The organism is Cupriavidus sp. IDO (assembly GCF_000812465.1).
Lineage (GTDB): Bacteria > Pseudomonadota > Gammaproteobacteria > Burkholderiales > Burkholderiaceae > Cupriavidus.
Genome location: NZ_JWMA01000014.1, coordinates 19,936 through 44,950 on the forward strand (window position 1 = coordinate 19,936; position 25,015 = coordinate 44,950).

Consider the following 25,015-nt stretch of genomic DNA (forward strand, 5'->3'; position numbering starts at 1 on the left):
GACACTTGCCAGGCAACGCCAGCCGCCCTCGCAGATGAAGCTAATCCTCGACCCCGCTACCGGCATCCCGCTGACCGACCAGATCGTCAACGCCGTCAAATCGTGGATCAGCAACCGCGAGGCCCGGCCGGGCGCGCGCCTGCCGTCGATCCGGCAGCTCGCAGCGGAGAACGGCATCAGCCGCTTTCCGGTGATCGAGGCGTATGACCGGCTGGTATCGCAGGGACTGCTGGATTCGCGGCAAGGCTCCGGCTTCTATGTGGCGGACAGCCCGCTGGCCGGCCGCTCGGCCCGCGGCTGGTCCGACCCGAGCCTGGCCGAGGATCTTTCCGACCACATCCTGGAGCAGTTCAACCACCCGAGCGGCACGCTCAAGCTCGCGGGAGGCTTCGTGCCCGAGACCTGGCGCGACGTGGAAGGGCTGACGCAGGCGATCCGCGCGATCTCGCGCAACGAGATCGACAGCGTGATCCACTACGCCACGCCGATGGGCCATCCGGAACTGCGCCGGCAGGTGCTGCTGCGCGTGCGGCAGCTGGGCATCGCGGCGGATCTGCCGCAGGTGCTGATCACCACCGGTGCCAGCCAGGCGCTGGACCTGGTGGTGCGCCATCTGCTCAAGCCGGGCGACACGGTATTTGTGGAAGACCCCGGCTACTACAACCTGTTCGGCCTGCTGCGCCTGCATGGCGTGCAGCTGGTCGGCGTGCCACATACGCCCAACGGTCCCGATCCGGAAGCCACCGAGGCGCTGTTGCGCCAGCACAAGCCCAAGCTGTTCTTCACCAACAGCGTGCTGCAGAACCCCACCGGGTCCACGCTGGCGCCGCCGGTGGCGTTCCGGCTGCTGGAGCTGGCGCGCCGGCATGGCTTCCGCTTTGTCGAAGACGACATCTTCTCGGACTTCCAGACGCACTTCACCGACCGGCTGGCCACGCTGGACCAGCTCGAACATGTGATCTACATCGGCGGGTTTTCCAAGACGGTGTCGGCGTCGCTGCGCATCGGCTACCTGGTGGCCGACAAGGCGCTGGTCAAGGACCTGGTCGACGTCAAGGTGCTGACCAGCGTAGCCGGCTCGCACTTTGCGGAGGCCGTGACCGCCGCGCTGCTGGAGCGCGGCGGCTACCGCAAGTATGTGGAACGATTGCGCCTGCGCGTGCGCGAGTCCTCGGCCAATGCGGTGCGGCAACTGGCGTCGTGCGGATGGGAACTCTTCTGCGAACCCGCCGGCGGCAACTTCCTGTGGGCGCGTCCGCCGGGCATCGAGGATTCGCGCGAGCTGGTCGCGCTGGCCGAGGCGTTCGGCGTCACGCTGGCGCCGGGCAACTACTTCCGGCCCGGCGGCGAGGCCTCGGCATGGATCCGGATCAACACGGCGTATGCCAACGAACCGCGCGCGGTGGCGTTCATGAAGGAAGCCGCAGCGCGCGGCTGATCTGCCTCGGCTGTCTTAGCCGCCGTGGTTATGCAGCACGGCATTGCGCCGCGCATAGGCAAAGTAGATCACCAGGCCAAGTACCAGCCAGACCAGGAAGGCCATCCACGTCAGCGCCTGCAGGTGTGCCATCAGGAACAGGCAGAACCCCGCGGACAGCAGCGGCACCACCGGCACGCCGGGGCAGCGGAAGGCGCGCGGCAGCTCGGGCCGCGTCTTGCGCAGCACCAGCACGGCAATCGAGATCAGCGTGAAGGCGGCCAGCGTGCCGATATTGATCAGCTCGGCCAGCACATTGAGCGGCACGAAGGCGGCAATCGCGGCAAATACCAGGCCCACGGTCCAGGTCGCGAAGTACGGCGTCGCATGCACCGGATGCACCGACGACAGGCGCTCGGGCAGCAGCCCGTCGCGCGACATCGCAAAGATGATGCGGGTCTGGCCGTAGGTCATCACCAGGATCACCGTGGTCATGCCCAGGATGGCGCCCAGGTCGACAAAGCCCGCCACCCAGTTCTGTCCGGCGAACTGCAGCGCCAGCGAAACCGGGTGATCCACGCCCGCGAACCTCGCGAACGGCACGATGCCGGTCATGATTGCCGCCACCGTCACATAGAGCACCGTGCACACCGCCAGCGAGCCGATAATGCCCACCGGCAGATCGCGGCGCGGGTTGCGCACCTCCTCCGCCGCGGAGGTGACGGCATCGAAGCCGATAAAGGCGAAGAACACCAGCGCCGCCGCGTTGAAGATTCCGGTCATGCCGAACGGTGCAAAGGGTTGCCAGTTGACGGGCCTGACGTGCCAGACGCCCACCGCAATGAAGAGCAGCACCACGCTGATCTTGATCGCAACCATCAGGTTGTTGATACGCGCCGATTCCCGCACGCCATATGACACCACCCAGGTAATCGCCAGCATGATCAGGCAGGCCGGCAGGTTCAGCAGCGTGTGCACGCCCGGCACCGAGCCTGGCGCGGCGGTCAGCGCCGCCGGCAGCGTCAACCCGAAGCCGGCCATCAGCGACTGGAAATAGCCCGACCAGCCCACTGACACCGCTGACGTGGCCAGCCCGTATTCCAGCAGCAGGTCCCAGCCAATCATCCACGCGACAATCTCGCCCAGCGTGGCATAGCTGTAGGTATAGATCGACCCCGACACCGGGATTGCCGAGGCGAACTCGGCATAGCACAGCGCGGCAAACCCGCACGCCATTGCCGCAATCACGAAAGACACCGTCAGCGCCGGGCCGGCGGTCAGCGCACCGGTGCCGGTCAGCACGAAGATGCCGGTGCCGATGATCGCGCCGATGCCCATCATCACAAGGTCGATGGGGCCAAGCACTTTCTTCAGGCCATCGTCGCGCGCAACGGCCAGCATTGCGTCGATGTCCTTGGTGCGGAACAAGCTCATGAGGGGACTCCTGCTGCAGACGGTGCGCGGCAGCCTCCAGGCTCGGGCCGGCACCTCGAAAAGGGCGCTAGTTTACGCCTGCGCGCAGGCGTACCCATCACATTTTCCGGCCCGTGGCCCTGGCAACGATTCATTTGACTTGCACTGTGTCCCCTTTGCGCCAGGCCGGCCAGAAAGCAGAAAGGCACGATCCACGGACCGTGCCTTTCCTTCATCCGCGGCGGGCGGACGCGCCGCCAGCCCTATTACTTCGCCACCGGCATGGTGAACTCTGCACCCTTGGCGATCGAATCCGGCCACCGCTGCATGATGCTCTTGTAGCGCGTATAGAAGCGAACGCCCTCTTCGCCGTAGGCATGGTGATCGCCAAACAGCGAGCGCTTCCAGCCACCGAACGAATGCCATGCCATCGGCACCGGGATCGGCACGTTGATGCCCACCATGCCCACCTGGATCTGCCGCGAGAACGCGCGCGCGATGCCGCCGTCGCTGGTGTAGCACGACACGCCGTTGCCGAACTCGTGCGCATTGATCAGTTCCACCGCCTCGGCAAAGTCGTGCACCCGCACCACCGACAGCACCGGACCGAAGATCTCTTCCTTGTAGATCGTCATGTCCGGCTTCACGTTGTCAAACAGCGTGCCGCCGACGTAGAAGCCGTTGTCGTGCCCTTCCACCTTGTGGCCGCGGCCGTCGGTCACCAGCGTGGCGCCCTCTTCCACGCCCCTGGCGATATAGCCTTCGACCTTGGCCTTGTGCGCGCCGGTCACCAGCGGACCCATTTCGGCGTCAGGTTCCATGCCGTTGCGGATCTTCAGCGCGCGGGCGCGTTCGGCCAGGCGCGGCACCAGCTTGTCGGCCACGTCGCCGACCGCCACCGCCACCGAGATCGCCATGCAGCGCTCGCCGGCCGAGCCATAGGCGGCGCCGATCAGCGCGTCCACGGCCTGGTCCAGGTCCGCATCGGGCATCACCACCAGGTGGTTCTTGGCACCGCCCAGCGCCTGCACGCGCTTGCCGTGCTTCGTGCCTTCCGTGTAGATGTACTGCGCGATCGGCGTGGAGCCGACAAAGGACAGGGCCTCCACGTCGGGGTGCGCCAGCAGCGCATCGACCGCTTCCTTGCCGCCCTGCACCACGTTGAACACGCCGTCTGGCAGGCCGGCCTGCTTGAGCAGATCGGCGATCAGCAGGCTCGGCGACGGATCGCGCTCGGAGGGCTTGAGCACGAAGGTATTGCCGCACGCCAGCGCCACCGGGAACATCCACATCGGCACCATCACCGGGAAGTTGAACGGCGTGATGCCGGCCACCACGCCCAGCGGCTGGCGCAGGTTCCAGTTGTCGATGCCGCCGCCGATGTTGTCGGTGAAGTCGGTCTTGAGCAGGTTCGGGATGCCGCAGGCGAACTCCACCACCTCGATGCCGCGCGTGACTTCGCCCTTGGCATCAGAGAACACCTTGCCGTGCTCGCGCGTGATCAGCGCGGCCAGGTCGTCATGGTGCTTGTCGAGCAGCTCCTTGAACTTGAAGAGGATGCGCGCGCGGCGCAGCGGCGGCAGCTCCGACCAGGCGGGAAAAGCCGCCTTGGCCGCGGCAACGGCCTCGGCCACATCCTGCGCGGTGCCGAGCGCGACGCGCGCGCCGACTTCGCCGGTCGCGGGATTGAAGACGTCGGCAAACCGCGGCGATGCTGCCTGCCGCATTGCGCCGCCGATGTAGTGATGGATTTCGGCAATCTGCCGGTTTTCTGCGATGTTCACTTCAGTGTCCTTCGTTGTTGCTGGGGCGGGGTTACTGCACGTCCTGCAGCACTTTCTTCACGGTGTCGAACATCTCGCCGATCTGCGCCTCCGAGATGATCAGCGGCGGCGAGAACGCGAGGATGTCGCCGGTGTAGCGCACCAGCACGCCACGCTCCAGGCATTTGAGGAAAGCCTCGTAGGCACGGGCGCCCGGCTGGCCGGGACGCGGCTCCAGCTCAATGCCGGCCACCAGGCCGAAATTGCGGATGTCCTTCACATGCGGCGCGCCACGCACGCCGTGCACGGCCGCTTCGAACACCGGCGACAGCTCGGCGGCGCGGCCGAACAGGTTTTCGCGCTGATACAGATCGAGCGTGGCAATCGCCGCAGCGGCGGCCAGTGGATGGCCCGAGTAGGTGTAGCCGTGCAGCAGCTCGATCGCGCCCGGCGCGGCCGAGTTGACTACGGTGTCATGCACTTCGCGGCGCACCGCGACCGCGCCCATCGGCACGGCGGCATTGTTGATGGCCTTGGCCATCGTGATCAGGTCCGGCGTGACCTTGAAGCGCTCGGCCGCGGTGGCGGCGCCGAGGCGGCCGAAGGCGGTGATGACTTCGTCGAAGATCAGCAGGATGCCGTGCTTGCTGGTGATCTCGCGCAGCTTTTCCAGGTAGCCCACCGGCGGCACCAGCACGCCGGCCGAACCGGCCAGCGGCTCGACGATCACGGCCGCCACGTTGGACGGATCGTGCAGCGCGAGGATGCGCTCCAGCTCGTCGGCAAGGTGCGCGCCCCATTGCGGCTGGCCCTTGGAGAAGGCGGCCTCGGCAATGTTCAGCGTGGCCGGCAGGTGGTCGGTGCCGGGCATCAGGTTGGCGGAGAACGCCTTGCGGTTCGGGCCGATGCCGCCCACGGCCATGCCGCCGAAGCCGACACCGTGGTAGCCGCGCTCACGGCCGATAAAGCGGGTGCGTTGGCCTTCGCCACGGGCACGGTGATACGCCAGCGCGATCTTCAGCGCGGTATCGACCGATTCCGAACCGGAATTGGTGAAAAAGATGCGGTCCAGGCCCTGCGGCATGATCGCCGCCACCTTGGTGGCCGCCTCGAACGACAGCGGATGCCCCATCTGGAACGGCGGCGCGTAGTCGAGCGTTGCAGCCTGCCGTGCCACGGCCTCGGCGATTTCCTTGCGGCAGTGGCCCGCCGCCACGCACCACAGGCCCGCGCAACCGTCCAGGATCTGGCGGCCGTCGTGGGTGGTGTAGTACATGCCGCTGGCCGACGCCAGCAGGCGCGGCGCCGCCTTGTACTGGCGGTTGGCGGTAAAGGGCATCCACAGGGCATCGAGATCGGGAATCACGGTCTTGGCGGCGTCCATACGTCCTCCTGAGGGGAAACGGGTTGGTGCTGGCACGGCGACTGGTCCAGCGTCGTTGGGGCAATGACGGCCACTCTACCGGCGGCGCGGAGCCGACAAAATATACAGTCGGGAATGGGCCGCCTTACCGTACAGTTTAGGCAACCCGAACCGTACTGGTCGGCGCGGCCGGCATAAAGCCCCGGCGAGCACCTTGCCGCTGGCGCAGGCCATCTGCGGCGCGGCACGCCACGCTGCACCGCGTCATTTTGCGCAAACCGGAACACGGCGGGCGACACGCGGCAGACGGGCCGCTAAACTGTACAGGTCAACGCACCCGAAAGTGCTTCATGATTACCCTGGACCTGATCCGCAGCCGCCGTGGCGGCGAAACCCTGACCGAGCAGATCGTGGCCGGCATTGCCGGACTGGTCGACCGGCGCGCCCTGCGCGCGGGCGCTGCGCTGCCGTCGGTGCGGCGCTTTGCGCAGCAGCACGGTGTCAGTACGTTCACGGTGGCCGAGGCCTACGGGCGGCTGACGGCGCTGGGCTACCTGGCGGCGCGCCCGGGGTCCGGCTATACGGTCGCGCACCGGCATGCCCCCGCCGGCAACGCCCGCACGCTGCAATGGGAGGCACCGGGGCTGAATGCGGCGTGGCTGCTTTCGGATGTCTTTGCCGATCATTCCGTGCCGATCAAGGCCGGTGCCGGCTGGCTGCCTGGCGACTGGCTCAACGAGGAAGGCCTGCACCAGGCCATGCGCGCGGCCGCGCGGGTGCCGGCCGCGCAGGTCTCAGGCTACGGCCACCCGTATGGCTTTGCGCCGCTGCGCGAACATATCGCCGCCAGCCTCGGCCAGTACGGCATCCCGCTGCAGGCGCAGCAGGTGGTGCTGACGCAGGGCGCCACGCAGGCGCTGGACCTGGTGGTGCGCACGCTGCTGCGCGCCGGCGACACCGTGCTGGTCGAATCCCCCTGCTACTGCAACCTGCTGCAGATCCTGCGGCTGGCCGGGCTGCGCGTGGTGGGCGTGCCGCGCACCGCGGCCGGGCTCGATACCGACGCGCTGGACGACGCCATCCGCGCCCATGCGCCGCGCGCGCTCTTCGTCAACACCGTGCTGCAGAACCCGACCGGCGCCAGCCTGACCAGCATGAATGCCTTCCGCGTGCTGCAGCTGGCCGAGCAGCACCGGCTGCTGGTGGTGGAGGACGATATCTACCGCGAACTGGCGCCGGCCGGATCGCCGATGCTGGCGGCCATGGACGGCCTGTCGCAGGTGGTCTACATCAACGGTTTTTCCAAGACCATCACGCCATCGCTGCGCGTGGGCTACCTGGCGGCGAGCCCGGACCTGGCCAAGGCATTTGCGCGCACCAAGATGGCGGTCGGGCTGACCTCGTCGGAAGTGACCGAGCGGCTGGTCTACTCGGTGCTGACCAGCGGCCACTACGGCCGCCATGTGGCCGCGCTGGCCGAACGGCTACGCGCCCAGCAGGATCATGTGACGGAAAAGATGGAGGCGCACGGGCTGGAAGTGCTGCTGCGCCCGGAAGGCGGGATGTTTGCCTGGGCGCGGATGCAGGGCGCCACAGGTGGCGAGCCCATGACTGGCAACCGGCTCGCCACGCTGGCGCTGGAGCATGGCATCTGGCTGGCGCCGGGTTCCTATTTCGAGCCGGATGAAACCGACTCGCCGTGGATCCGCTTCAATGTGGCGACCGGCGATGCGCCACAACTGTGGCAGTTCTTCGATCGCCTGGCCGGCAGGCCGCGCGATGAGGCGGCCGGGGCACGCGCCGCCTGAGGCGAATCGATGCAAAATCGATTCGGCAGTGCCGCAAGCGGCCGGAGTCAGGCCCAGAGGCGCTCGACCACCCAGCCGGCTGTTGCGCAAATTCCCAGCCAAATCCCAAGGCAGATAGCAATAAAGCGATATGTCATCTCAAAATCAACAACAAAAGTGAGTCGATTGCATGAATCTTTCGCGAAATTATACATCCATCCGTGAATGTATGTTTGCCTCGGAAGATTCTGAGATGACTTAATGAGCATCGGGCGCAGCGGCGAGCCGCACGAACACCCGATGGCCGGCCCCGGGCAGGGGATATCGTCAATCCAGCAGGAATGGCAACGCCTCCTTCAGCAGCCGCTCCGGCATCTCCTCCGCAATGTAGTGCCCGCACGGCAAGGCATGCCCGCGCACGCGCCGGGCCACCTTGCGCCATTCCTCCAGCGGCGCGAAGCATTGGCCGACGGCGCCCTGTTCGCCCCACAGCGCCAGCATCTCGCATTCGATCATGCGGCCCGCGGCGAGGTCGGCGCGGTCGTGCTCCAGGTCGATCGAGGCGCTGGCGCGATAGTCTTCGCACAGTCCGTGCGCGGCGCCGGGGCTCGCCAGGCCGCGCAGGTATGCGGCCAGCGCGGCTTCGGTAAACGGTGCGAGGCCGGCGCTGCGGCTGCCCATGGTCTGCTTCAGGTACAGCTCGGGATCGGCTTCGATCAGCGTCTCGGGAAACGGCGCGGGGCGGATCAGGAAGAACCAGTGGTAGTAGGCGCGCGCAAAGGCCAGGTTGGTCTGCTCGTACATGGCCAGGGTCGGGGCGATGTCGAGCGTGACGAGCTTGCGCACCGCATCCGGGTGATCCATCGCAAGCCGGTGCGCGACACGTGCGCCGCGGTCGTGGGCGAGCACGCTGAAGCGATCGAAGCCGAGCGCCCGCATTACGGCGATCTGGTCGGCCGCCATGGTGCGCTTGCTGTAGTTGCTGTGGTCCGGCAAACCCGCCGGCTTGTCGCTGTCGCCGTAGCCGCGCAGGTCGGTCGCGACCACGGTGAAGTGGCGCGCCAGCGTGCCCGCGACCTTGTGCCAGATCACATGCGTCTGCGGGTGGCCGTGCAGCAGGAGCAGCGCCGGGCCCTGCCCGCCGACAATGGCGTGAATGCCGATGCCGTCGCTGTCGATGCGGTGTGGGGTGAATCCTTCGAACATATCGGGCTGCCTCCTGCCTGGGTGGAATGGTGGCTGGGCAGCCAGTGTAGCGGCGCTAGCGCTCTCCATCATTGCCGGCAAGGACTTTCATCCATGCCTGCCATTCACCAATTCCGCCGAACCCCCTTTCGCAGTCAGGGTCGCGGACGGGCCGTCAGGCCGCCTCTGCTACCCTTCGGGGCAACACCTTCACACTATCAACTGGCCGAGCCCGATATGCATTCCCACGATCTCTCGGCGTGGACCCACAGCCACGTCTTCGATACCGGCAACCACGCGGCCGAACGCGGCACGCGCCTTGTCATGCTGATCACCGCCGCGACGATGGTGGTCGAAATCGCCGCCGGACTCTGGTTCAACTCGATGGCCCTGCTCGCAGACGGCTGGCACATGAGCTCGCACGCGCTGGCCATCGGGCTGTCCGCCTTCGCGTATGCCGCGGCGCGGCGCTATGCCAGCGACCGCCGCTTCGCCTTTGGTACCTGGAAGATCGAAGTGCTGGCAGGTTTTGCCAGCGCCATCTTCCTGCTCGGCATTGCCGTGCTGATGGCCGCGGGCTCGGTGGAACGACTGTTTACGCCGCAGGCGATCCACTATCGGGAAGCCATGGCGGTGACCGCGCTCGGCCTGCTGGTCAATCTCGGCTGCGCGCTGATCCTCGGCGGCACCCACCATCACGATCACGGCCATGACCACGGGCACGGTCATTCGCACGGACACGACCACCATCATCATCACGACATCAACCTGCGCTCGGCCTATGTGCACGTGCTGGCCGATGCCGCGACCTCGGTGCTCGCCATCGTCGCCCTGGCCGGCGGCTGGTGGCTGGGCTGGAGCTGGCTCGACCCGGTGATGGGCCTGGTCGGCGCGGCGCTGGTCGGCAGGTGGGCCTATGGGCTGATGCGCGAGAGCGGCACGGTGCTGCTCGACCGCGAGATGGACCACCCGGTGGTGGAAGAAGTGCGCGAAGTGCTGGCGGAGTTCGACGACGGCGAGGACGGCACGCGTGTGAGCGACCTGCATGTCTGGCGCGTCGGCCGGCAACAGTTCGCGTGCATCGTCTGCCTGGTCACGCATGACGCCACGCTGACGGCGCAGCGCGTACGCCAGGCCTTGTCCGTGCATGAGGAACTGGTGCACGTGACAGTGGAGATCAGCTGGTGCGATGGCGTCGCCCCGGCGCTGCGGGCGGCTTAAGCCCGAGTGCGGGGAGCGGTTATAAAGGGGTTCCGGCTGCGGCCGCAGGCAAAATCCTTCCGCTCACCGGATCCACCACCAAAACCTACGTCAACTCGCAATACATGCACAGCGGCGGCGTATCCGTATGCCGGTGAAACTCGCTGGACTGCATGACCTCCTGCGGCAACTTCGACGCCTGAATCAGAGAGAAGCCATAGCGCGCAAAGTAGCTGGGACAGCTCGATGACAACAACACCGCGTGCCTGGCACCGTTGGCGCGCGCGCGCATCAGCACGGCACGCACCAGGTGCGTAGCTACGCCCTGGTCGCGCTGCTCCGGCAGCACGGCCACCGAGCGGATCACCACGGTCTCGCCGAATCGTTCGCCCGCGCCGCAGCCGACGATCTGCTTTTCGAGCACGGCGACATGGAAGTGTTCCAGTAGCCGGAAGACATCGTCCGTGGGCAAGCCACAGCGTTCCAGCACTGCCCCGACAGCCGGTGCGTCCGACGTCTGGGCCGCCCGGATTTGCAAATCTCTGATCATCTGGAGCCTCTTTTTCTCACATCACTTGCGACGGGAACACCACGGAAGCCCTGCATGGTTGTCACGCGCGGCGGCGTGCCGGACAAGCGCCCGGCAACACCAAGCCAGCGGCGACACACTACATGAATCATCGTAGTTGTTCCAGACGGGGAGAACGCTGAGAAACGCCGCCTTGCAAGGCACAGACCTGTACGGGGCATGCGGCAAGACAGGGCTGGAAGCCGAGGGGCGGAAAGGGGAGTACTGCCGGGTGCCGGCGGGCCTTGTGCAAGCCGCGGCGGGAAGAACGGGCGAGCGTGCCCGGGAAAGAATGCTGGAGGCGGGGATCCGGAATCGAACCGTCGTATACGGCTTTGCAGGCCGTTGCATCACCACTCTGCCACCCCGCCATGGGACGTCCGAGGACAAACCGTGTTGCGGGCCGCAGTGTAGCGGGAAATCGAAAAGTCTGCAGGAGGCGGCGCAAACGCCCTCCCGCCCGCAGGCGGGACCGCCCCCGCGCCGGGGCTACCGATCCTACGACGGGCTGCCCATGGCCGACTGCAGGTAGTTCTGCAATCCAACCTTCTTCACCAGGTCGAGCTGGGTTTCCAGCCAGTCGATATGCGATTCGGTCGCATCGAGAATGTGTTCGACAATCTCGCGCGACACATAGTCACCGACAGACTCGAAGTACTTGATGGCTTCCTTGCAGCTGGCCTGGGACGTCTGCTCCAGCTTCAAATCGCATCCGAGCATTTCCTCGGTATTTTCGCCGATCAGCAATTTGCCCAGATCCTGCAGGTTTGGCACGCCATCGAGCAGGAGAATGCGCTCGATCAGCATGTCGGCATGCTTCATCTCCTCGATCGATTCCTCGTACTCGTGCTTGCCCAGCGCGCCGAATCCCCAGTGGCGGTACATGCGGGCGTGCAGGAAATACTGGTTGATTGCAGTCAGCTCGTGCTTGAGCTGGCCATTGAGCAACTGGATTACTTTCTTATCGCTTTTCATGGCATTTTCCCAACCCCTCGAAACCCAAAATATCTCGATTCTCATTTCCCGTGCAGCCGGCGTTTCCGGTGCATTTTCATGGTAGTCGCGTTCTGTTATTTATTCTGGAATGGGATTGCGTTTGATTGTTTTTCACGTTTTCAAGGGCGACCGGCGAACTGCCGGGGTCGGGGGCGGTGCACGACCGGGCACGCCACGGCCCGCTGAGGCGCCATAAAAAAGTTACTCGCTCGTCACCACCCAAGACTTAGCAAAACTCCTCCTGAATGCGCCTCACGGGCCAATTGTCGATGACTTCGAACGCCGACTTTATGGCGCTGCGTCCTGTGTGCCCGATCGTGGACCTCCTCCCACCATCGCGCAGGCGCCAGGCACTGTTGGCTGCTGCTGCGACTGAGTTACGCCTGATACACAAGCGGCCGCGATCATCCGCTGCCACGCCCGACGCTTCTCCCGGTTCACGGGACCACGACAGTCGCCGCCAGGTACAGAAGCAGTGCCATCAGCAGCACCGCAGTGAATCCGAGGTGAATCGCCAGCAGGGTCGCCAGCACTGCCGCCACCACCGATACGCAGGCATTGACACCCCACGCCATCGGGACCAGCGGTTCGGCACGATCCGAGACGCGTTTGAGCCCGAACGGAAACGGTATGCCCATGGCAAATGCCAGCGGCGCGACCAGCAATGCGCAGACGCCGATCCTGGCAAGCCCTGGAAGTGGTGCCAGCAGGCGGAACAGCGGGGGCAGCACGGCCAGGTAGACAAGGGCGATCGTGCAGATCGCGAAGACAGTCCTCTCCAGAGGACGGCGGCGAATCCTGCTGCCACTCACACGCTGTCCGCTGGCAGCTACCGGTGCCATGCCGGCCTGCAGGCGTCTGGAGTATCGGCTGCCGAGACTGGCAAAGATCAGGAAGGCACTCAGCGTTACCGCTACCGAGTACAGCGGATGGCTCAGGAACAGCGTGAACTTCTGGATGAACGCTATCTCCACGAACATGAAAGCAAAACCGATCGCGGCAAAGTACGCCACGACCCGCAGCTCGAACCCGCCTGCGACAGCTGGTGCTGCGTCGCGAGACCGCCGCTGGCGATACCGTGCCACCCACAGCGGCACCAGGATCAGCAGCACGGCAGCCACGCAGGCCTGCAGCAGCGTGGCGATCAGCACGGGATAGCCCCACTCCAGCATCGACAGGCTGCCCTGCGCCTTCAGCGCGAGCAGTTCCGGCAGCGAACGCCACTTGAAGAAGTGGAAGAAGTACGGCCTGTCGTCCGTGGCGGGACGCACATCGAACTTGTAGCGCGCTAGGAATCCCGCTCGATCGCCCGATAGCAAGGCCTGTGCCGTGTCGAAGTAATAGGGTTGATCGAGCACGTTGTACCGGTTTGCCTGCGACGCGGGCATCCCGGGATAGTAAGCAAGATCGAACGATCGCGCCCGGCAGAATTCCTGCAATGCCGCGATGCTGGCGTCGCTGATATCCCCGTTGCTGATCACCAGTGTTGCGGTCTTCCAGCCGCGGATCATGGCGATGCGGCGCGATGCACTGGCCTGCCCGCCGCGCTCGATGGCCTCGATCGCGGTGGACAGCAGCCTGGGAATATCGCGCGGCGGCAGCGTGACCCAGCGCGTGATGGCGAGCAGACCGCCGGGCCTGAGATGGCGCAGGTATTCCTCGAAGGCCTCCACCGTGTACAGGTAGTTCTCGGAAAGCGCGTGCAGGCCGCCCGACGCCGCACCAAACGAATCCAGCAGCGCAATCTGGATCAGGTCATAAGGCTCGCTGCGCGATGCCACCAGACCGCGCGCCTCGCCGATCAGCACGCGGACGCCGGGCGCGCTGTAAGGCTTGCCGGAGAAATCCGCGAACCGGTGCTGGACCAGATCGATCACCTGCGGGTTCAGTTCGATGGCATCGACGGCGCTTGCACGATGGTAGATTGCCTGCAGCACATCGGCGCCGGCGCCGCTGCCCAGCACGAGCACGCGGGGGCGTTGCAGCAAGTGGTACGGCAACGCGGACGTCAGGTAGTCCAGGTAGGCGAGCGGCTCGCGGCGTCCGTCATAGCGGTTCAACACGGAAAGGCCGTCGCCGTCAGTGAAGATGCCCAACTGCGCGGGCGGCTCCATGGTGGCGTTGAGGCTCAGGCCCGGTGCGTGCCGCAAGGGAATGGTAGGGCTGTCGACGACCGTGATCAGGCCCATCGGACTCCACGCCTGCGCAATCGTGCGCGCATCCTTGATGCGCAGCGTCTGGCTCAGCTCCTTGTACTCGGAGGGCGACAGCGCGATCCAGCGCTCGGGCACGCTGGCCGGCACGATCACCGCTGTTGCCAGCAGCAATACGGGAAGCCAGCGCCGGTGCCATCCGCATGCCATGCTCGCCAACGCACCCGCGGCGGTGCCGGTGCCACCCAGCAGCCTCAAGGCATCGACAGGCGTCAGCACAAACAGCGCGCCAACGATCGCGAGGCTGCCTATGCCGGCGCCAAGGATATCGAAGGCGTAGATCCGATGGATCTGTGCCTGGAAGCTGGTGAAGGTCAGGCAGATGCAGACGGCCGCGCAGAAGAACGGGATGAACAGCAGCAGATAGATCCACAGCAGGCGCACCGGCTGTCGCGGGTCCCACAGGATCTCAAGCGGATTGAACGGAATGTGCTGGGCAAGGTTAAAGCAGGCGATCGCACTCAGTCCGAACAGCACTGCGCCGACCGTGAACACGCTGCAGAACCGCGGCACCAGCACACGCTGCGCCAGCGTCACGGCGGTACCGGCCGCGCCGTAGCCCAGCAGCGCGACGCTGATCATCATGTAGGCGAAGTGGTGCCACTGGATGATCGAGAGCAACCGCAGCAGCAGCACTTCATAGCCGAGCGCGGAAGCGGACAGCAGCCCCATCGCGAGCAATGGCGGGGACCGCATGCTCAACGCCCTCCGGCCAGCGGGACGAACCGGACGGGCAGGACCTGCCGGGTGGAGATGGTGCCGTCGCTCGCCTTCTCGATCAGCAACAGATACTGGGTCATGAACGGCGCGCCGACCGGGATCACCATCCGCCCTCCGGGCTTGAGCTGCGCAATCAACGGCGGCGGGACATGGCTGGCCGCTGCGGTGACGAGGATGGCGTCATAGGGCCCGTGCTCGGCCCATCCGTAGTAGCCGTCGCCCAGCCTGGCTTCCACCTGCCGATACCCAAGCACGCCCAGGCGCTCCCTTGCCTGCGTTGCCAGGGGCTCGATGATCTCCATCGTGTAGACCGCACGCACCAGCTCCGCGAGGATCGCCGCCTGGTAGCCCGAGCCGGTGCCGATCTCGAGCACCACGTCCGTGGGCCCGACCCGCGCCAGGTCAGTCATGAGGGCAACGATGTAGGGTTGCGAGATCGTCTGGCCGTGCCCGATCGGCAGTGGCCGGTTCTCGTAGGCATAACGTTCCTCCTCGGGCGGGACGAACCTGTGGCGCGGCACCTTCGCCATGGCGGCCATCACCCGCGCATCGAGTGTAGCCTTGCCGGTTCCGTCACGCGTGGCAGCCGATATGGCGGCGATGTCCCGGACCATGGCATTGCGCAACGGCGTGAATGCGTCATCGGCACGCAGGCCGGCGGATGCCAGCGCCAGCGCAATGGCGGGCACCAGGATACGCATCAGGAGCGTCGCCGGCTTCACAATGACTCCCAGACTAAGGGACAGTCCAATCGTATGGCCGGCGGGCGGGCTCTGCAAGGTGGCTTTGGGGGATGCCGGCAGCAGCTCTGGCGTGGAGGCTACTGCCGGTGGAGGCGGGATGTTGCCGGCATCGCGGGGGATAAGCAGAGGAAGGGAGTCGCTCGTTAAGCGTTCCGGCGCAACTATTAACTGACTTGCGCGCGAGTGGAGAGGCATGACAAGCGATACCACGTGGCAGGCCAATCCGACAAGCTGCGTCACGCTCGACGCTTAGGCACAGTACCGGTTGATTTTTCGACACGGATGCCGCGACAACTTGGCGCATATCGCAGCGCGGCGTTGCTGCCGCTTTCTCTGCCTCAGTCGTCGTTATCTCCGTGGTGTCGATGGTGTCCGTGGTATCCATAGCCCCAGTACCCATACGGACGATAGCCGTACCCGCTATCGTACGGCACCACGACACAGCCGCCGAGCATCGTGGAAGCGGCAATCAGCAATGCGAGCATGGGTTGCATGGCGATTCCCCAAAGGTGACAAACGCGGAGAGGCCAGGCTGGCTTTCCAGCCAACCTGCGCTCTCCGCAAAGCTCCTGCACTCAGGCTACGTTGCAGCGGCCTTCGCCCTGGCAACGCCCCCTCGGTTCGCCCGGTGGGAGCAGCTTACTGTTTCTTTGTCTTGTTCACGCTGGCTGCGGCCTTCGCGGCTTCGGGCTGCGCCTCGGGCTTCGCCACATCCGCCTTGGCCTTCGCCTTCTCGGAATCATTCTTTGCTTCAGGCTTCGGCATACCAGTTGCCTCTGTATGGGTGGCCTTCGTCTTGCTCGCCTTGTGGTGTGTGCCCTTGGCGGTGGACTTATTGGCATCAGCCTTTACGTCAGCCTTCTCCTTATTGGCGCTGGCTTGGGCCTTTACTTCATCGCCCTGCGCGCCGGCACTCTTCGTGTTCTTGTCGGCTTTTTCCTGCGTGGCGCTCTTTTCCTTGACGACCTTCACCTGGTCTTTCGTCGCCCCGGCTTGTGGCTGAGTCGCGGAAGCTGGCACACCAGTCTGCGCGAAAACGGTACCGACAAGGGCTGCAGAGGCGAGAGCAGCGAACAGCTTCTTCATGACGTGAACTCCTGAGGAATTTCTGGCAGCTCGGCAATGCGCCGTGCTTACCCGCTAAAACGGTACTGTCCTGAGCCAAGTTGACTCAGGACCCGTGACAATCCGTAAGTTCTGAAACAGGCAAACTCAATTCGCGAGCATGGCCGGATGTGCCTACGCTTGCAGCACGGGGCTTCGTCCCTTCGGAAGAACTCCGACTGAACTCCGACTTCGGTCCGCGCTAAAAATACTCGGTTGTTTTGTAGCCCCAAAAGTCCGGCTGGACACCTGGCGCCTCGACGTCGCGTTACAGAAAGTCACCGCTGTGCGAATCCGCTAATACACTGCCGACCCATGCTGACCTAGAGTCTCTGCAAGAGAAAAAGGAGAAAATCATGCGAAAGGCCGCATCGCTCTTGCTTCTGGTCGGCGTTACCGCGCTTGGCTCCAACATGGCTGAGGCGCGAGTGGACGTCGGCATTGGTATTGGCATCCCCATGCCAGCGATTGTCGCCCCGCCGCCCGTCTACTACGAGCCAGCTCCCGTAGTCGTTCAGCCGCCGCCCGTGGTAGCGGCTCCGGCCTACTATTACGACGACTGGCAGGGCCGCGCCTGGAGAGAGCGCCAATGGCGCGAACAGCGATGGAGGGAGCACGAATGGCGGGAGCGCCGGCGGGAATGGCGGCGCTGGCATGACGACTACGATGACTAGCATGCGCAAGCGCTTGGCTTGTGGGTAACAGTCGGAACGCCGAGGGGCTCGTCATCACTCATTAGATTTGCAGGTAACAGTATGAGGCCGCGTCATGCGACCAAGGCAGACCTTCGAGATGTGGAAGCATTGCTCCGGTCGTGTTCACTACCCGTTGGCGGAATACATAGCGAAGCGGTGCAATTTCATGTCAGCCGGGACAAGACTGGCCTCCTCGGCTGCGTCGGTATCGAGGTGTTCGGTGACAGCGTTGGCCTGTTGCGAGGAGTCGCTGTCGCCGAGCGCGCGAGACGGGCAGGGCTGGCCGCCTTGCTGGTGTCCGCACTGGTCGCTGATGTCCGCCTGCGTGGCGTCGATACCCTGGTCGTCGGAACTAGAGCGGCAGCCGGCTATTTCTCCCTCCTTGGCTTCACGCTCGCCGACCCTGCTGCCATCCCTCCGGAATTGCTGGCTTCACGTGAATTCGCTAACGCCCGTATCAGTGAAATGGCTCTATTGAAGGCTAAGCTCTAACCTCGCCAAACACCGAGCTATCCCACTGCCGCACTATCGAGCCGCCCTGGTCCAAGTGCAGACATAGGAATGCTTTCGATACGCACGTTCCATACCATTCCGGTTGCAGCAACCATTTCTCATGAATGCATTCTTGGGCTATGTGACTTCGCCATGAGGTTTCGTCCATGAGCTGTCGACGTTGCACAACAAGTTGACGGCAGATTTGGACTGAGGGCAGTCAATGTCAACGTAGAACCCGAAGCCAATGGCCGGGTTGAGGAACTACCAATGCGCAAAGCTCGCGTCATTCTCTATATTTCGCGTAGACATCTCGAGAACATCTTCGGATGCCCTGCACGTGGCAGGTTCGTTCAGAAAAGAGAAGGTGGTTTCCAAATTTCGCTGACCACCGCTCTCGCCTACCGAAAGGCAAACTCCAGAGGATAAAAGCGGTGGCGACCAGCGTTGCGCGGATGAGGTTAGGAAATTCCCACGTTTCCGTTATGTTGGGGACAATTCCCTGACTGCCGGAGACTCGCCCGCGTGTGTGACTAAAAAGCCGCCACGATGGCATGACGCCAGCCGAACGTCCCGGCCTCGCCGAAGGCCGCGTGCGTGTCGACACGCACGTACGTTGCACCTACCAGCAACAGATGAAACAGAAGGCGAGTTTCACGAGACATTATTTGAGCAGTCAAGGGCCGACTGAACAGAATTAGATATAGGAGGCGCGTATGCAATCTGACGGAAGCGATGGGACGCTTGAGACCCGATTGGCACGAGTACATGGTCGCGTGCAGGGTATCGGCTACCGGGAAGCCTGTGTGCGCCGCGCCCAGGAATTAGGCATCACCGGCTGGGTGCGCAATCGCATGGATGAATCGGTAGAACTGATGCTGCAAGGCTCGCCGGCGCAACTTGCCGAAATGTGTGCTTGGCTAAGCGACGGCATGCCGGCAGCCCTCGTGGAGCGAATTGAAGTCACCGATGTACAACCACCGTTTGCACGCTTCCACAGCTTCGAGCGCTTGCCTACTTTGTGAGGGATGGCAATTCGGTGCCGCACGCGAAGCACTCAGGACACGAATAAGCTACGCTAAGTAGGTTGATCAGCGAACCGAGCGAAGGCTATGGTCGCCAACTCTGACCGGACGCGCCTGCCGCTGTCCAAGTACCGGAAGAAGCGTGACTTTAATGTCACGCCGGAGCCCGCGCCTCACGCCGGCGGTCCTTCAGCCGAAGGCCAGCACTTGTCGTTCGTTGTGCAAAAGCACTGGTCCGGGCGGCTGCACTACGACTTTCGACTCGAGCTAGATGGTGTCCTGTTGAGCTGGGCCGTCCCCAAGGGGCCGTGTTACGACCCCCAGGAGAAACGGATGGCCATCCATGTCGAAGACCATCCAATTGGCTACGCAAGTTTCCAAGGAATTATTCCCCCGAAGCAATACGGAGCTGGAAAAGTCATTGTCTGGGACCACGGCACTTGGGAACCAGTGGGCGACCCTCGTGAAGGGATTCAGACCGGAAAGCTAGTTTTCCAGCTGCATGGGGAGAAGCTCGCCGGGCGCTGGGAGCTAGTGCGCATTTCAAAGTCCGAAGACAAGCAAGACCAGTGGATGCTTTTCAAGAAGCGAGATGAGTGGGCGCGATCCCTTGCAGAGTATGACGTCGTCAAAGCCCTGCCGGACAGTGTCGTCGACAAGCCCCTGGGGCCTATCGAGGAGCGCGAACCCAAATCCAACCCCCGGCCTTCGCTCGGCGTGGAACCCGAAGCCGACCTCACCCTTGCAGTGGCCACCACATTGCCGGCGACGCTCGAGCCGCAGCTCGCTACCCCGGCTGCGTCCCTTCCAAAGGGGAATGGCTGGATAGTGGAGACGAAATTCGACGGGTACCGCCTTCTTGCGCGGGTAGACAAGGGCCGCGTCAAGCTCTTCACCCGAGGCGGCCACGATTGGACAAGCAAGCTCAAAACCCTTGCGGCAGAGTTGAAAGACCTGAGCGCCTCGAGCGCCTGGCTCGACGGCGAAATCGTTGTTCTCAAAGATGGCCTACCTGATTTCAACGCTTTGCAGAATGCCATCGACGCGGCTCGCGGCGAGAGCATCGTCTACTTCCTCTTCGACCTTATCTACCTGGACGGAAAAGACTTGCGCAAGGTGCCACTGAGCTCCCGGCGAGCCCTCCTCGCACGCCTTGTTGGAGAGCCCGGCGAGCGAATCCGAATCAGCGAGCATTTCGACGCGCCACCAACCCAAGTATTCAAGGCTGCATGCGATTTGGGGCTGGAAGGGCTAATGTTCAAACGGCATGACGCGCCGTATGTCTCGACGAGGACTCAGACTTGGCTAAAGGCGAAGTGCACGCTTCGCCAAGAGTTCGTCATCTGTGGCTTCACGAATCGTGCTGGCGCGCCTCAGGAGGTAGGCAGCCTGCTGCTGGCATATCACGATGATGACAAGCTCCGCCATGCCGGCAGTGTCGGCACAGGCTGGGATGCCAAGACTGCCAGAGACTTGTGGGCACGTCTGAAAGCGCTCGAGGTGCCTTCTCCATCGTTCGACCCGAAAGCCGTCAAGCCGAGGCGCTGGTCCAGGCGCACCGTCGGTAGCGAACACTGGGTCCAGCCAGTACTGGTGGCAGAAGTCGCCTTCGCTGAGTGGACCGCTGACGGTCTTGTGCGACAAGCCTCGTTCAAAGGCTTGCGCACGGACAAGCCGGCAAGCGGAATCACCCGGGAAGCCGCCAAGACAGCAGCCTCAGCCCCGGCACCCAGTGCGGTGAAGGTGACTCACCCTGAGCGGGTCATCGACCCGTCAACCGGGATGACCAAGCTCGACCTCGTCCGCTACTATGAAAGCGTAGCCGACTGGATGCTGCCCCACCTCAAGGACCGCCCACTATCGTTGTTGCGCGCGCCCAATGGCATCATCGAAGAACTGTTTTTTCAGAAGCACCCTGAGAGCAAGATGCCTGGGCTCAAAGAACACGACCCCACCTTGTGGCCAGGTCACGGTGCCTTGCTTACCGTCGACAACATGGACGCGCTTGTATCCGCCGCTCAGATGAACGTCGTCGAGTTCCACACCTGGAACTCCACGGTCGGACGCCTGGACAGGCCTGACAGGGTGATTTTCGACCTGGACCCCGGCGAAGACCTGAAGTGGTCGCACATGCAGGAAGCAGCACTCCTTGTCCACACGCTGCTGACTGAACTTGGCCTCAAGGCTTGGCCAAAAACCAGCGGCGGCAAGGGCTTGCACGTCGTCGTACCGCTGGCACCAAGGCTCGATTACGACACTGTGAAGGGCTTCGCCAGAACCTTCGTCGTGCATATCGCCAAGAGCATCCCCCAGCGATTCTCCGCAGTGCCAGGGCCTGCGAACCGCAAGGGAAAAGTCTTCGTCGATTACCTTCGCAACGGCATGGGCCAGACCACTGTCGCGGCATTCTCCGCTCGTGCACGCCCTGGCCTGGGAGTGTCCATGCCAGTAACGTGGGAGCAGCTTATGTCGCTAAAAAGTGGAGCGCAGTGGACTGTCGCGACAGCGCGCGAGTACCTTAGCTTCCAAACCGGGGACCCGTGGGCGGAATTTTGGTCGACCAGTCAGACATTGACCTCCGCGATGAAGCGGCTAATCTGACCCCAACGCCGCACTTTGCCGGGTGCTGCCTCACCGACAGCTTATTGCGTGGAGGAATTCATGCCAGCTCGTTCAATCGCCTCCCTATCCCTTTCATTCGGGTTGGTCTCAATCCCCGTCAAGCTGTATTCCGCGACCGAGAGCGAAACTGCCGTCAGGTTTAATTTCCTCGCCCCGGATGGCTCCCGTGCCAAGCAGCAGTACATATCAGAGAAGACGGGTAAGCCCGTCGACCGTGCAGACTTGCAGAAGGGGTACGAATTTGAAAAAGACCGCTTTGTCGTGTTCTCACCTGAGGAGCTGAAAGCCTTAGAGGAAGGCGCCAGTCATGTTGTTGAGATCGTTGCGTTCATTCCTGAAATGGCCGTTGACCCTATTTTCTACGACAAGGCTTACTACATCGCTCCCGACAAGCGCGGCGGCAAGCCCTACAGCTTGCTCCAGAAGGCCATGGCCCAAAGCCACCGCTGCGCCCTGGCCAGATGGGCTTCCAAGGGAAAAACGCATATCGTGCAGGTTCGCCCCGCCGACGACGGGCTGGTGTTCCAACAGCTTCTCTTTGCCGATGAAGTCAGGTCATTGAAAGACCTGCACATTGAGCAAGTCGATGTTTCCGATGCCGAGTTGCGATTGGCGCTGCAGATTATCGACCAGGCCACAGAAGAGACCTACGACCCGACGCAGTACGCAGACGAAGAAAAGAAGCGTGTTCTCAAAGCCATTGACGAGAAGATCGCAGGCAAGAACATTGTCACGCACGAGCAGGTGGAGGTGTCCCCTACAGGCCAGGTAATCGACCTGATGGATGCTCTGCGCGCGAGCCTGGCAAAAGGCGGCAAGGCCAAAGCACCTGCCGCAAAAGCCAAGGTTGCCGCCACAGATGTCTCTGCTCTTGCAACAAAGGAGCGCAAAGGCGTGAAGCGGGCGGAAAAAGTCGCACCGGCACCTACCAGAGTTCGGGCACGGAAGTGACAGGCAGCGCTTCAGACCAGAAGTTTTCGCTAAGCAAGCTTCAGTCGCTGCTCGGCGTTTCGCGAGCCGTCCTGTCGGGCCTTGTGAGCGCCGGCTTTGTGAAGCCCGTCCGCGGTCGGCGCAACGAGCTGCGCTTCAGCTTCCAGGATGTCGTCCTGCTGCGCACCGCCTATCAGCTGCAGTCCGCCAACATTCCGGCGCGGAAGATTCTTCGTTCGCTCGAACGGCTCCGAACTTCCCTGCCGGCAGAGCTTCCCCTCACGGGAATTCGAATCACTGCGGTCGGTAATGCAATTGCTGTGCGTTCCGGCCCCGCTCAATGGGAGGCCGACTCGGGGCAGCTTCTCCTGGACTTCGAAGTGGCACAGGTAAAGGGCGACGTGGCGTTTCTGGACAGCGCACCTCGCGGCGCGAGGGAGGCTCACATCCAAGCCGAGGAGTGGTTTGAGCTCGGTGAGGAGCTGACTGCCACGGACCGGCGTGGGGCCGAGCATGCCTATCGGAAAGCCATGGAGTTGCTGCCGGTGGCGCACTATGGCGCTTACACTAACCTGGGCGTTCTCCTATGTGAGGACCGGCGGGGCGAAGAAGCTCTGGCGGTGTTTGACAGGGCTTTGGAATATTTCCCGGAAGATTGTCAACTTCACTTCAATCGCGCCGTCGCCCTGGAGGAGCTGGACCGGGGCGACGACGCCCTGGACGGTTACAGGCGGTGCCTGGAGCTTGCTCCAGACTATGCGGATGCGCACTACAACCTGGCGCGGCTTAACGAACTGCGAGGAGACAGACAGGGCGCACTACGGCACTACAACGCGTACCGTCGACTCCAGGAGCCCTGACGCCCCACCCTCACTCCACCGTCACCGACTTCGCCAGGTTGCGCGGCTTGTCCACATCCGTGCCGCGCGCGCATGCCGTGTGATACGCCAGCAGCTGCAGCGGCACCACGTGCAGGATCGGCGAGAGGTCGCCATAGTGCTCGGGCATGCGGATCACCTGGATGCCGTCCGACGACTGGATCTGCGTGTCGCTGTCGGCAAACACATAGAGGCGGCCGCCGCGGGCGCGCACTTCCTGGATGTTGGACTTGAGTTTTTCCAGCAGGGCGTCGTTGGGCGCTACCGTGACCACCGGCATGGCTTCGGTGACGAGCGCCAGCGGGCCGTGCTTGAGTTCGCCTGCGGGATAGGCCTCGGCGTGGATGTACGAGATTTCCTTGAGCTTGAGCGCGCCTTCCATGGCGATCGGGTAGTGCAGGCCGCGCCCGAGGAACAGCGCGTTCTCGCGGCGGGCGAAGTCTTCCGACCAGGCGATGATCTGCGGCTCGAGCGCCAGCACGCCGTGCAGCGCGGCGGGCAGGTGGCGCAGGTTGGCCAAGTCCTTCGCTTCGGCCTCTTCGGACAGGAAGCCGCGCACCTTTGCCAGGGCCAGGGTGAGCATGTAGAGGGCGGCGAGCTGGGTGGTGAAGGCCTTGGTCGACGCCACGCCGATCTCGGTGCCGGCGCGGGTCAGGAAGCGCAGTTCGGTTTCACGCACCATCGCGCTGGTGGCCACGTTGCAGACGGCGAGCGTATGGGTGTGGCCCAGTGCCCGCGCGTGACGCAGCGCGGCCATGGTGTCGGCCGTTTCGCCGGACTGGGAGATCACCACCACCAGCGCGCGCGGATTGGGGACCGTCTGGCGGTAGCGGTATTCGCTCGCCACCTCGACCTGGGTCGGAATCCTGGCGATGCTTTCCAGCCAGTACTTGGCCGTGCAGCCGGAGTAGTAGCTGGTGCCGCAAGCCAGGATCAGCACGCTGTCGATCTCGGCGAAGACCTCGCCGGCGCGCTCGCCGAACAGTGCCGGTGAAATGCCTTCAATGCCTTCGAGCGTGTCGCCCAGCGCGCGCGGCTGCTCGAAGATTTCCTTCTGCATGAAATGACGGTACGGGCCCAGGTCCACCGAGGCGGCGTGGGCTTCGACCAGGCGCGCTTCGCGCTCGACTGGGTGGTCGTTGGCGTCGTGGATGGTGACGCCGTCGAGCGTGATCTCGACCACATCGCCCTCTTCCAGGTAGATGATGCGGTTGGCGGTGCCGGCCACGGCCAGCGCATCCGAGGCAAGGAAGGCCTCGTTCTCGCCCAGTGCCACCACCAGCGGCGAGCCGGCGCGCGCGCCGACCACACGGCCGGGCTGGTCCTTGGCGAACACGGCAATGGCGTAGGCGCCGTGCAGGCGCTTGGTGACCGCACGCACCGAAGCGAACAGGTCGCCCCGTGTGGCGCCGCTCGGGTAGGTGTAGGCCTGGTGGATCAGGTGGGCCACAACCTCGGTGTCGGTCTGCGACTCAAACCCGTAGCCCACCGCGCGCAGCTCTTCGCGCAGCGGCTCGTAGTTCTCGATGATGCCGTTGTGCACCAGGGCGATGGTATCGCCGGACAGATGCGGGTGGGCATTGACGGTATCCGGCTTGCCATGCGTGGCCCAGCGGGTGTGTGCCACGCCGGTGAAGCCGGCCAGGCCGGAAGCCTGCGTCTGCGCATCCAGATCGGCCACGCGCGACACGGTACGCGCGCGTTCGACCGCATCGTCGCGCACGACGGCGACGCCGCATGAGTCATAGCCGCGGTACTCGAGGCGGCGCAGGCCTTCGATCAGGACCGGAACGATATTGCGCGTGGAAACCGCGCCGACGATGCCACACATGGTGAACCCCCGTTCATGGCGCCCTTCCCGGGCGCCGGAAATTGAATGCCAGTGAAAGCGCCTTCGCGGC

19 protein-coding genes and 1 tRNA gene are annotated in these 25,015 nt (G+C 64.0%); 9 read left to right on the forward strand and 11 right to left on the reverse strand.

The window, feature by feature from the left end; all coding sequences use genetic code 11:
* Positions 1–34 precede the first annotated feature (34 nt).
* Positions 35–1,438 (forward strand): aminotransferase-like domain-containing protein, encoded by a 1,404-nt coding sequence (locus RM96_RS04825; RefSeq protein ID WP_039008298.1) that lies wholly within the window; start codon positions 35–37, stop codon positions 1,436–1,438.
* A gap of 15 nt (positions 1,439–1,453) precedes the next feature.
* On the opposite strand, the gene RM96_RS04830 is transcribed toward RM96_RS04825, so the two are convergent.
* The 3 genes from RM96_RS04830 to RM96_RS04840 all read right to left on the reverse strand — a co-directional run bounded on the left by RM96_RS04830 (position 1,454) and on the right by RM96_RS04840 (position 5,977).
* Positions 1,454–2,851, reverse strand: coding sequence for an amino acid permease (locus RM96_RS04830; RefSeq protein ID WP_039008300.1), 1,398 nt, complete (start codon positions 2,849–2,851; stop codon positions 1,454–1,456).
* 245 nt (positions 2,852–3,096) lie between these two features.
* Complete coding sequence (locus tag RM96_RS04835; RefSeq protein ID WP_039008302.1) at positions 3,097–4,614, reverse strand: CoA-acylating methylmalonate-semialdehyde dehydrogenase; 1,518 nt, start codon at positions 4,612–4,614, stop codon at positions 3,097–3,099.
* 31 nt (positions 4,615–4,645) lie between these two features.
* Complete coding sequence (locus RM96_RS04840) at positions 4,646–5,977, reverse strand: aspartate aminotransferase family protein (protein ID WP_039008304.1); 1,332 nt, start codon at positions 5,975–5,977, stop codon at positions 4,646–4,648.
* Positions 5,978–6,306: 329 nt separating this feature from the next.
* Here RM96_RS04840 and RM96_RS04845 point away from each other — a divergent pair, with 329 nt between their 5' ends.
* Positions 6,307–7,764, forward strand: a complete 1,458-nt coding sequence (locus tag RM96_RS04845; RefSeq protein ID WP_039008306.1) for an aminotransferase-like domain-containing protein — start codon at positions 6,307–6,309, stop codon at positions 7,762–7,764.
* A 306-nt stretch (positions 7,765–8,070) separates the two neighbouring features.
* Here the strand turns inward: RM96_RS04845 and RM96_RS04850 are convergent, their stop codons facing one another.
* Positions 8,071–8,949, reverse strand: coding sequence for an alpha/beta fold hydrolase (locus tag RM96_RS04850; protein ID WP_039008307.1), 879 nt, complete (start codon positions 8,947–8,949; stop codon positions 8,071–8,073).
* A gap of 216 nt (positions 8,950–9,165) precedes the next feature.
* Between RM96_RS04850 and dmeF the strand changes: the two genes are divergently transcribed.
* Positions 9,166–10,149 (forward strand): CDF family Co(II)/Ni(II) efflux transporter DmeF, encoded by a 984-nt coding sequence (dmeF, locus tag RM96_RS04855; RefSeq protein ID WP_039008309.1) that lies wholly within the window; start codon positions 9,166–9,168, stop codon positions 10,147–10,149.
* Between the two features lie 85 nt (positions 10,150–10,234).
* Here the strand turns inward: dmeF and RM96_RS04860 are convergent, their stop codons facing one another.
* From RM96_RS04860 to RM96_RS04885, 6 genes are all read right to left on the reverse strand, one after another.
* The gene (locus RM96_RS04860; protein WP_039008311.1) at positions 10,235–10,678 is read right to left on the reverse strand and encodes a GNAT family N-acetyltransferase; all 444 of its coding nucleotides are present in this window, start codon (positions 10,676–10,678) and stop codon (positions 10,235–10,237) included.
* A gap of 314 nt (positions 10,679–10,992) precedes the next feature.
* Positions 10,993–11,067 (reverse strand) — tRNA-Cys (locus RM96_RS04865).
* 127 nt (positions 11,068–11,194) lie between these two features.
* Complete coding sequence (gene bfr / locus RM96_RS04870) at positions 11,195–11,671, reverse strand: bacterioferritin (protein ID WP_039008312.1); 477 nt, start codon at positions 11,669–11,671, stop codon at positions 11,195–11,197.
* Positions 11,672–12,129: 458 nt separating this feature from the next.
* A complete protein-coding gene (locus RM96_RS04875) occupies positions 12,130–14,601 on the reverse strand; it encodes a spermidine synthase (RefSeq protein ID WP_039008313.1) in 2,472 nt (823 codons plus the stop codon).
* Between the two features lie 2 nt (positions 14,602–14,603).
* Positions 14,604–15,326 carry a protein-L-isoaspartate(D-aspartate) O-methyltransferase gene (locus RM96_RS04880; protein WP_052279336.1) on the reverse strand — a complete coding sequence of 241 codons (723 nt, stop codon included), beginning with the start codon at positions 15,324–15,326 and terminating at the stop codon, positions 14,604–14,606.
* 681 nt (positions 15,327–16,007) lie between these two features.
* Positions 16,008–16,454 (reverse strand): hypothetical protein, encoded by a 447-nt coding sequence (locus RM96_RS04885; protein WP_039008315.1) that lies wholly within the window; start codon positions 16,452–16,454, stop codon positions 16,008–16,010.
* 374 nt (positions 16,455–16,828) lie between these two features.
* Here RM96_RS04885 and RM96_RS04890 point away from each other — a divergent pair, with 374 nt between their 5' ends.
* The 6 genes from RM96_RS04890 to RM96_RS04915 all read left to right on the forward strand — a co-directional run bounded on the left by RM96_RS04890 (position 16,829) and on the right by RM96_RS04915 (position 23,096).
* Positions 16,829–17,146 carry a hypothetical protein gene (locus RM96_RS04890; protein WP_039008317.1) on the forward strand — a complete coding sequence of 106 codons (318 nt, stop codon included), beginning with the start codon at positions 16,829–16,831 and terminating at the stop codon, positions 17,144–17,146.
* Positions 17,147–17,323: 177 nt separating this feature from the next.
* The gene (locus RM96_RS04895; protein ID WP_238587095.1) at positions 17,324–17,659 is read left to right on the forward strand and encodes a GNAT family N-acetyltransferase; all 336 of its coding nucleotides are present in this window, start codon (positions 17,324–17,326) and stop codon (positions 17,657–17,659) included.
* A 716-nt stretch (positions 17,660–18,375) separates the two neighbouring features.
* Positions 18,376–18,684, forward strand: coding sequence for an acylphosphatase (locus tag RM96_RS04900; protein ID WP_039008321.1), 309 nt, complete (start codon positions 18,376–18,378; stop codon positions 18,682–18,684).
* An 87-nt stretch (positions 18,685–18,771) separates the two neighbouring features.
* On the forward strand, positions 18,772–21,285 hold the full coding sequence (ligD, locus tag RM96_RS04905) for a DNA ligase D (RefSeq protein WP_039008323.1): 2,514 nt from the start codon (positions 18,772–18,774) through the stop codon (positions 21,283–21,285).
* A 60-nt stretch (positions 21,286–21,345) separates the two neighbouring features.
* Entirely contained in the window at positions 21,346–22,257 is a 912-nt protein-coding gene (ku, locus tag RM96_RS04910) for a non-homologous end joining protein Ku (RefSeq protein ID WP_039008326.1), read from the forward strand.
* Entirely contained in the window at positions 22,254–23,096 is an 843-nt protein-coding gene (locus RM96_RS04915; RefSeq protein WP_039008327.1) for a tetratricopeptide repeat protein, read from the forward strand. The genes ku and RM96_RS04915 overlap by 4 nt, the downstream gene beginning before the upstream one ends.
* A 10-nt stretch (positions 23,097–23,106) precedes the next feature.
* Here the strand turns inward: RM96_RS04915 and glmS are convergent, their stop codons facing one another.
* Positions 23,107–24,945: a glutamine--fructose-6-phosphate transaminase (isomerizing) gene (gene glmS, locus RM96_RS04920; protein ID WP_039008335.1), complete on the reverse strand. Its 1,839-nt coding sequence runs from the start codon at positions 24,943–24,945 to the stop codon at positions 23,107–23,109.
* Between the last annotated feature and the right edge of the window lie 70 nt (positions 24,946–25,015).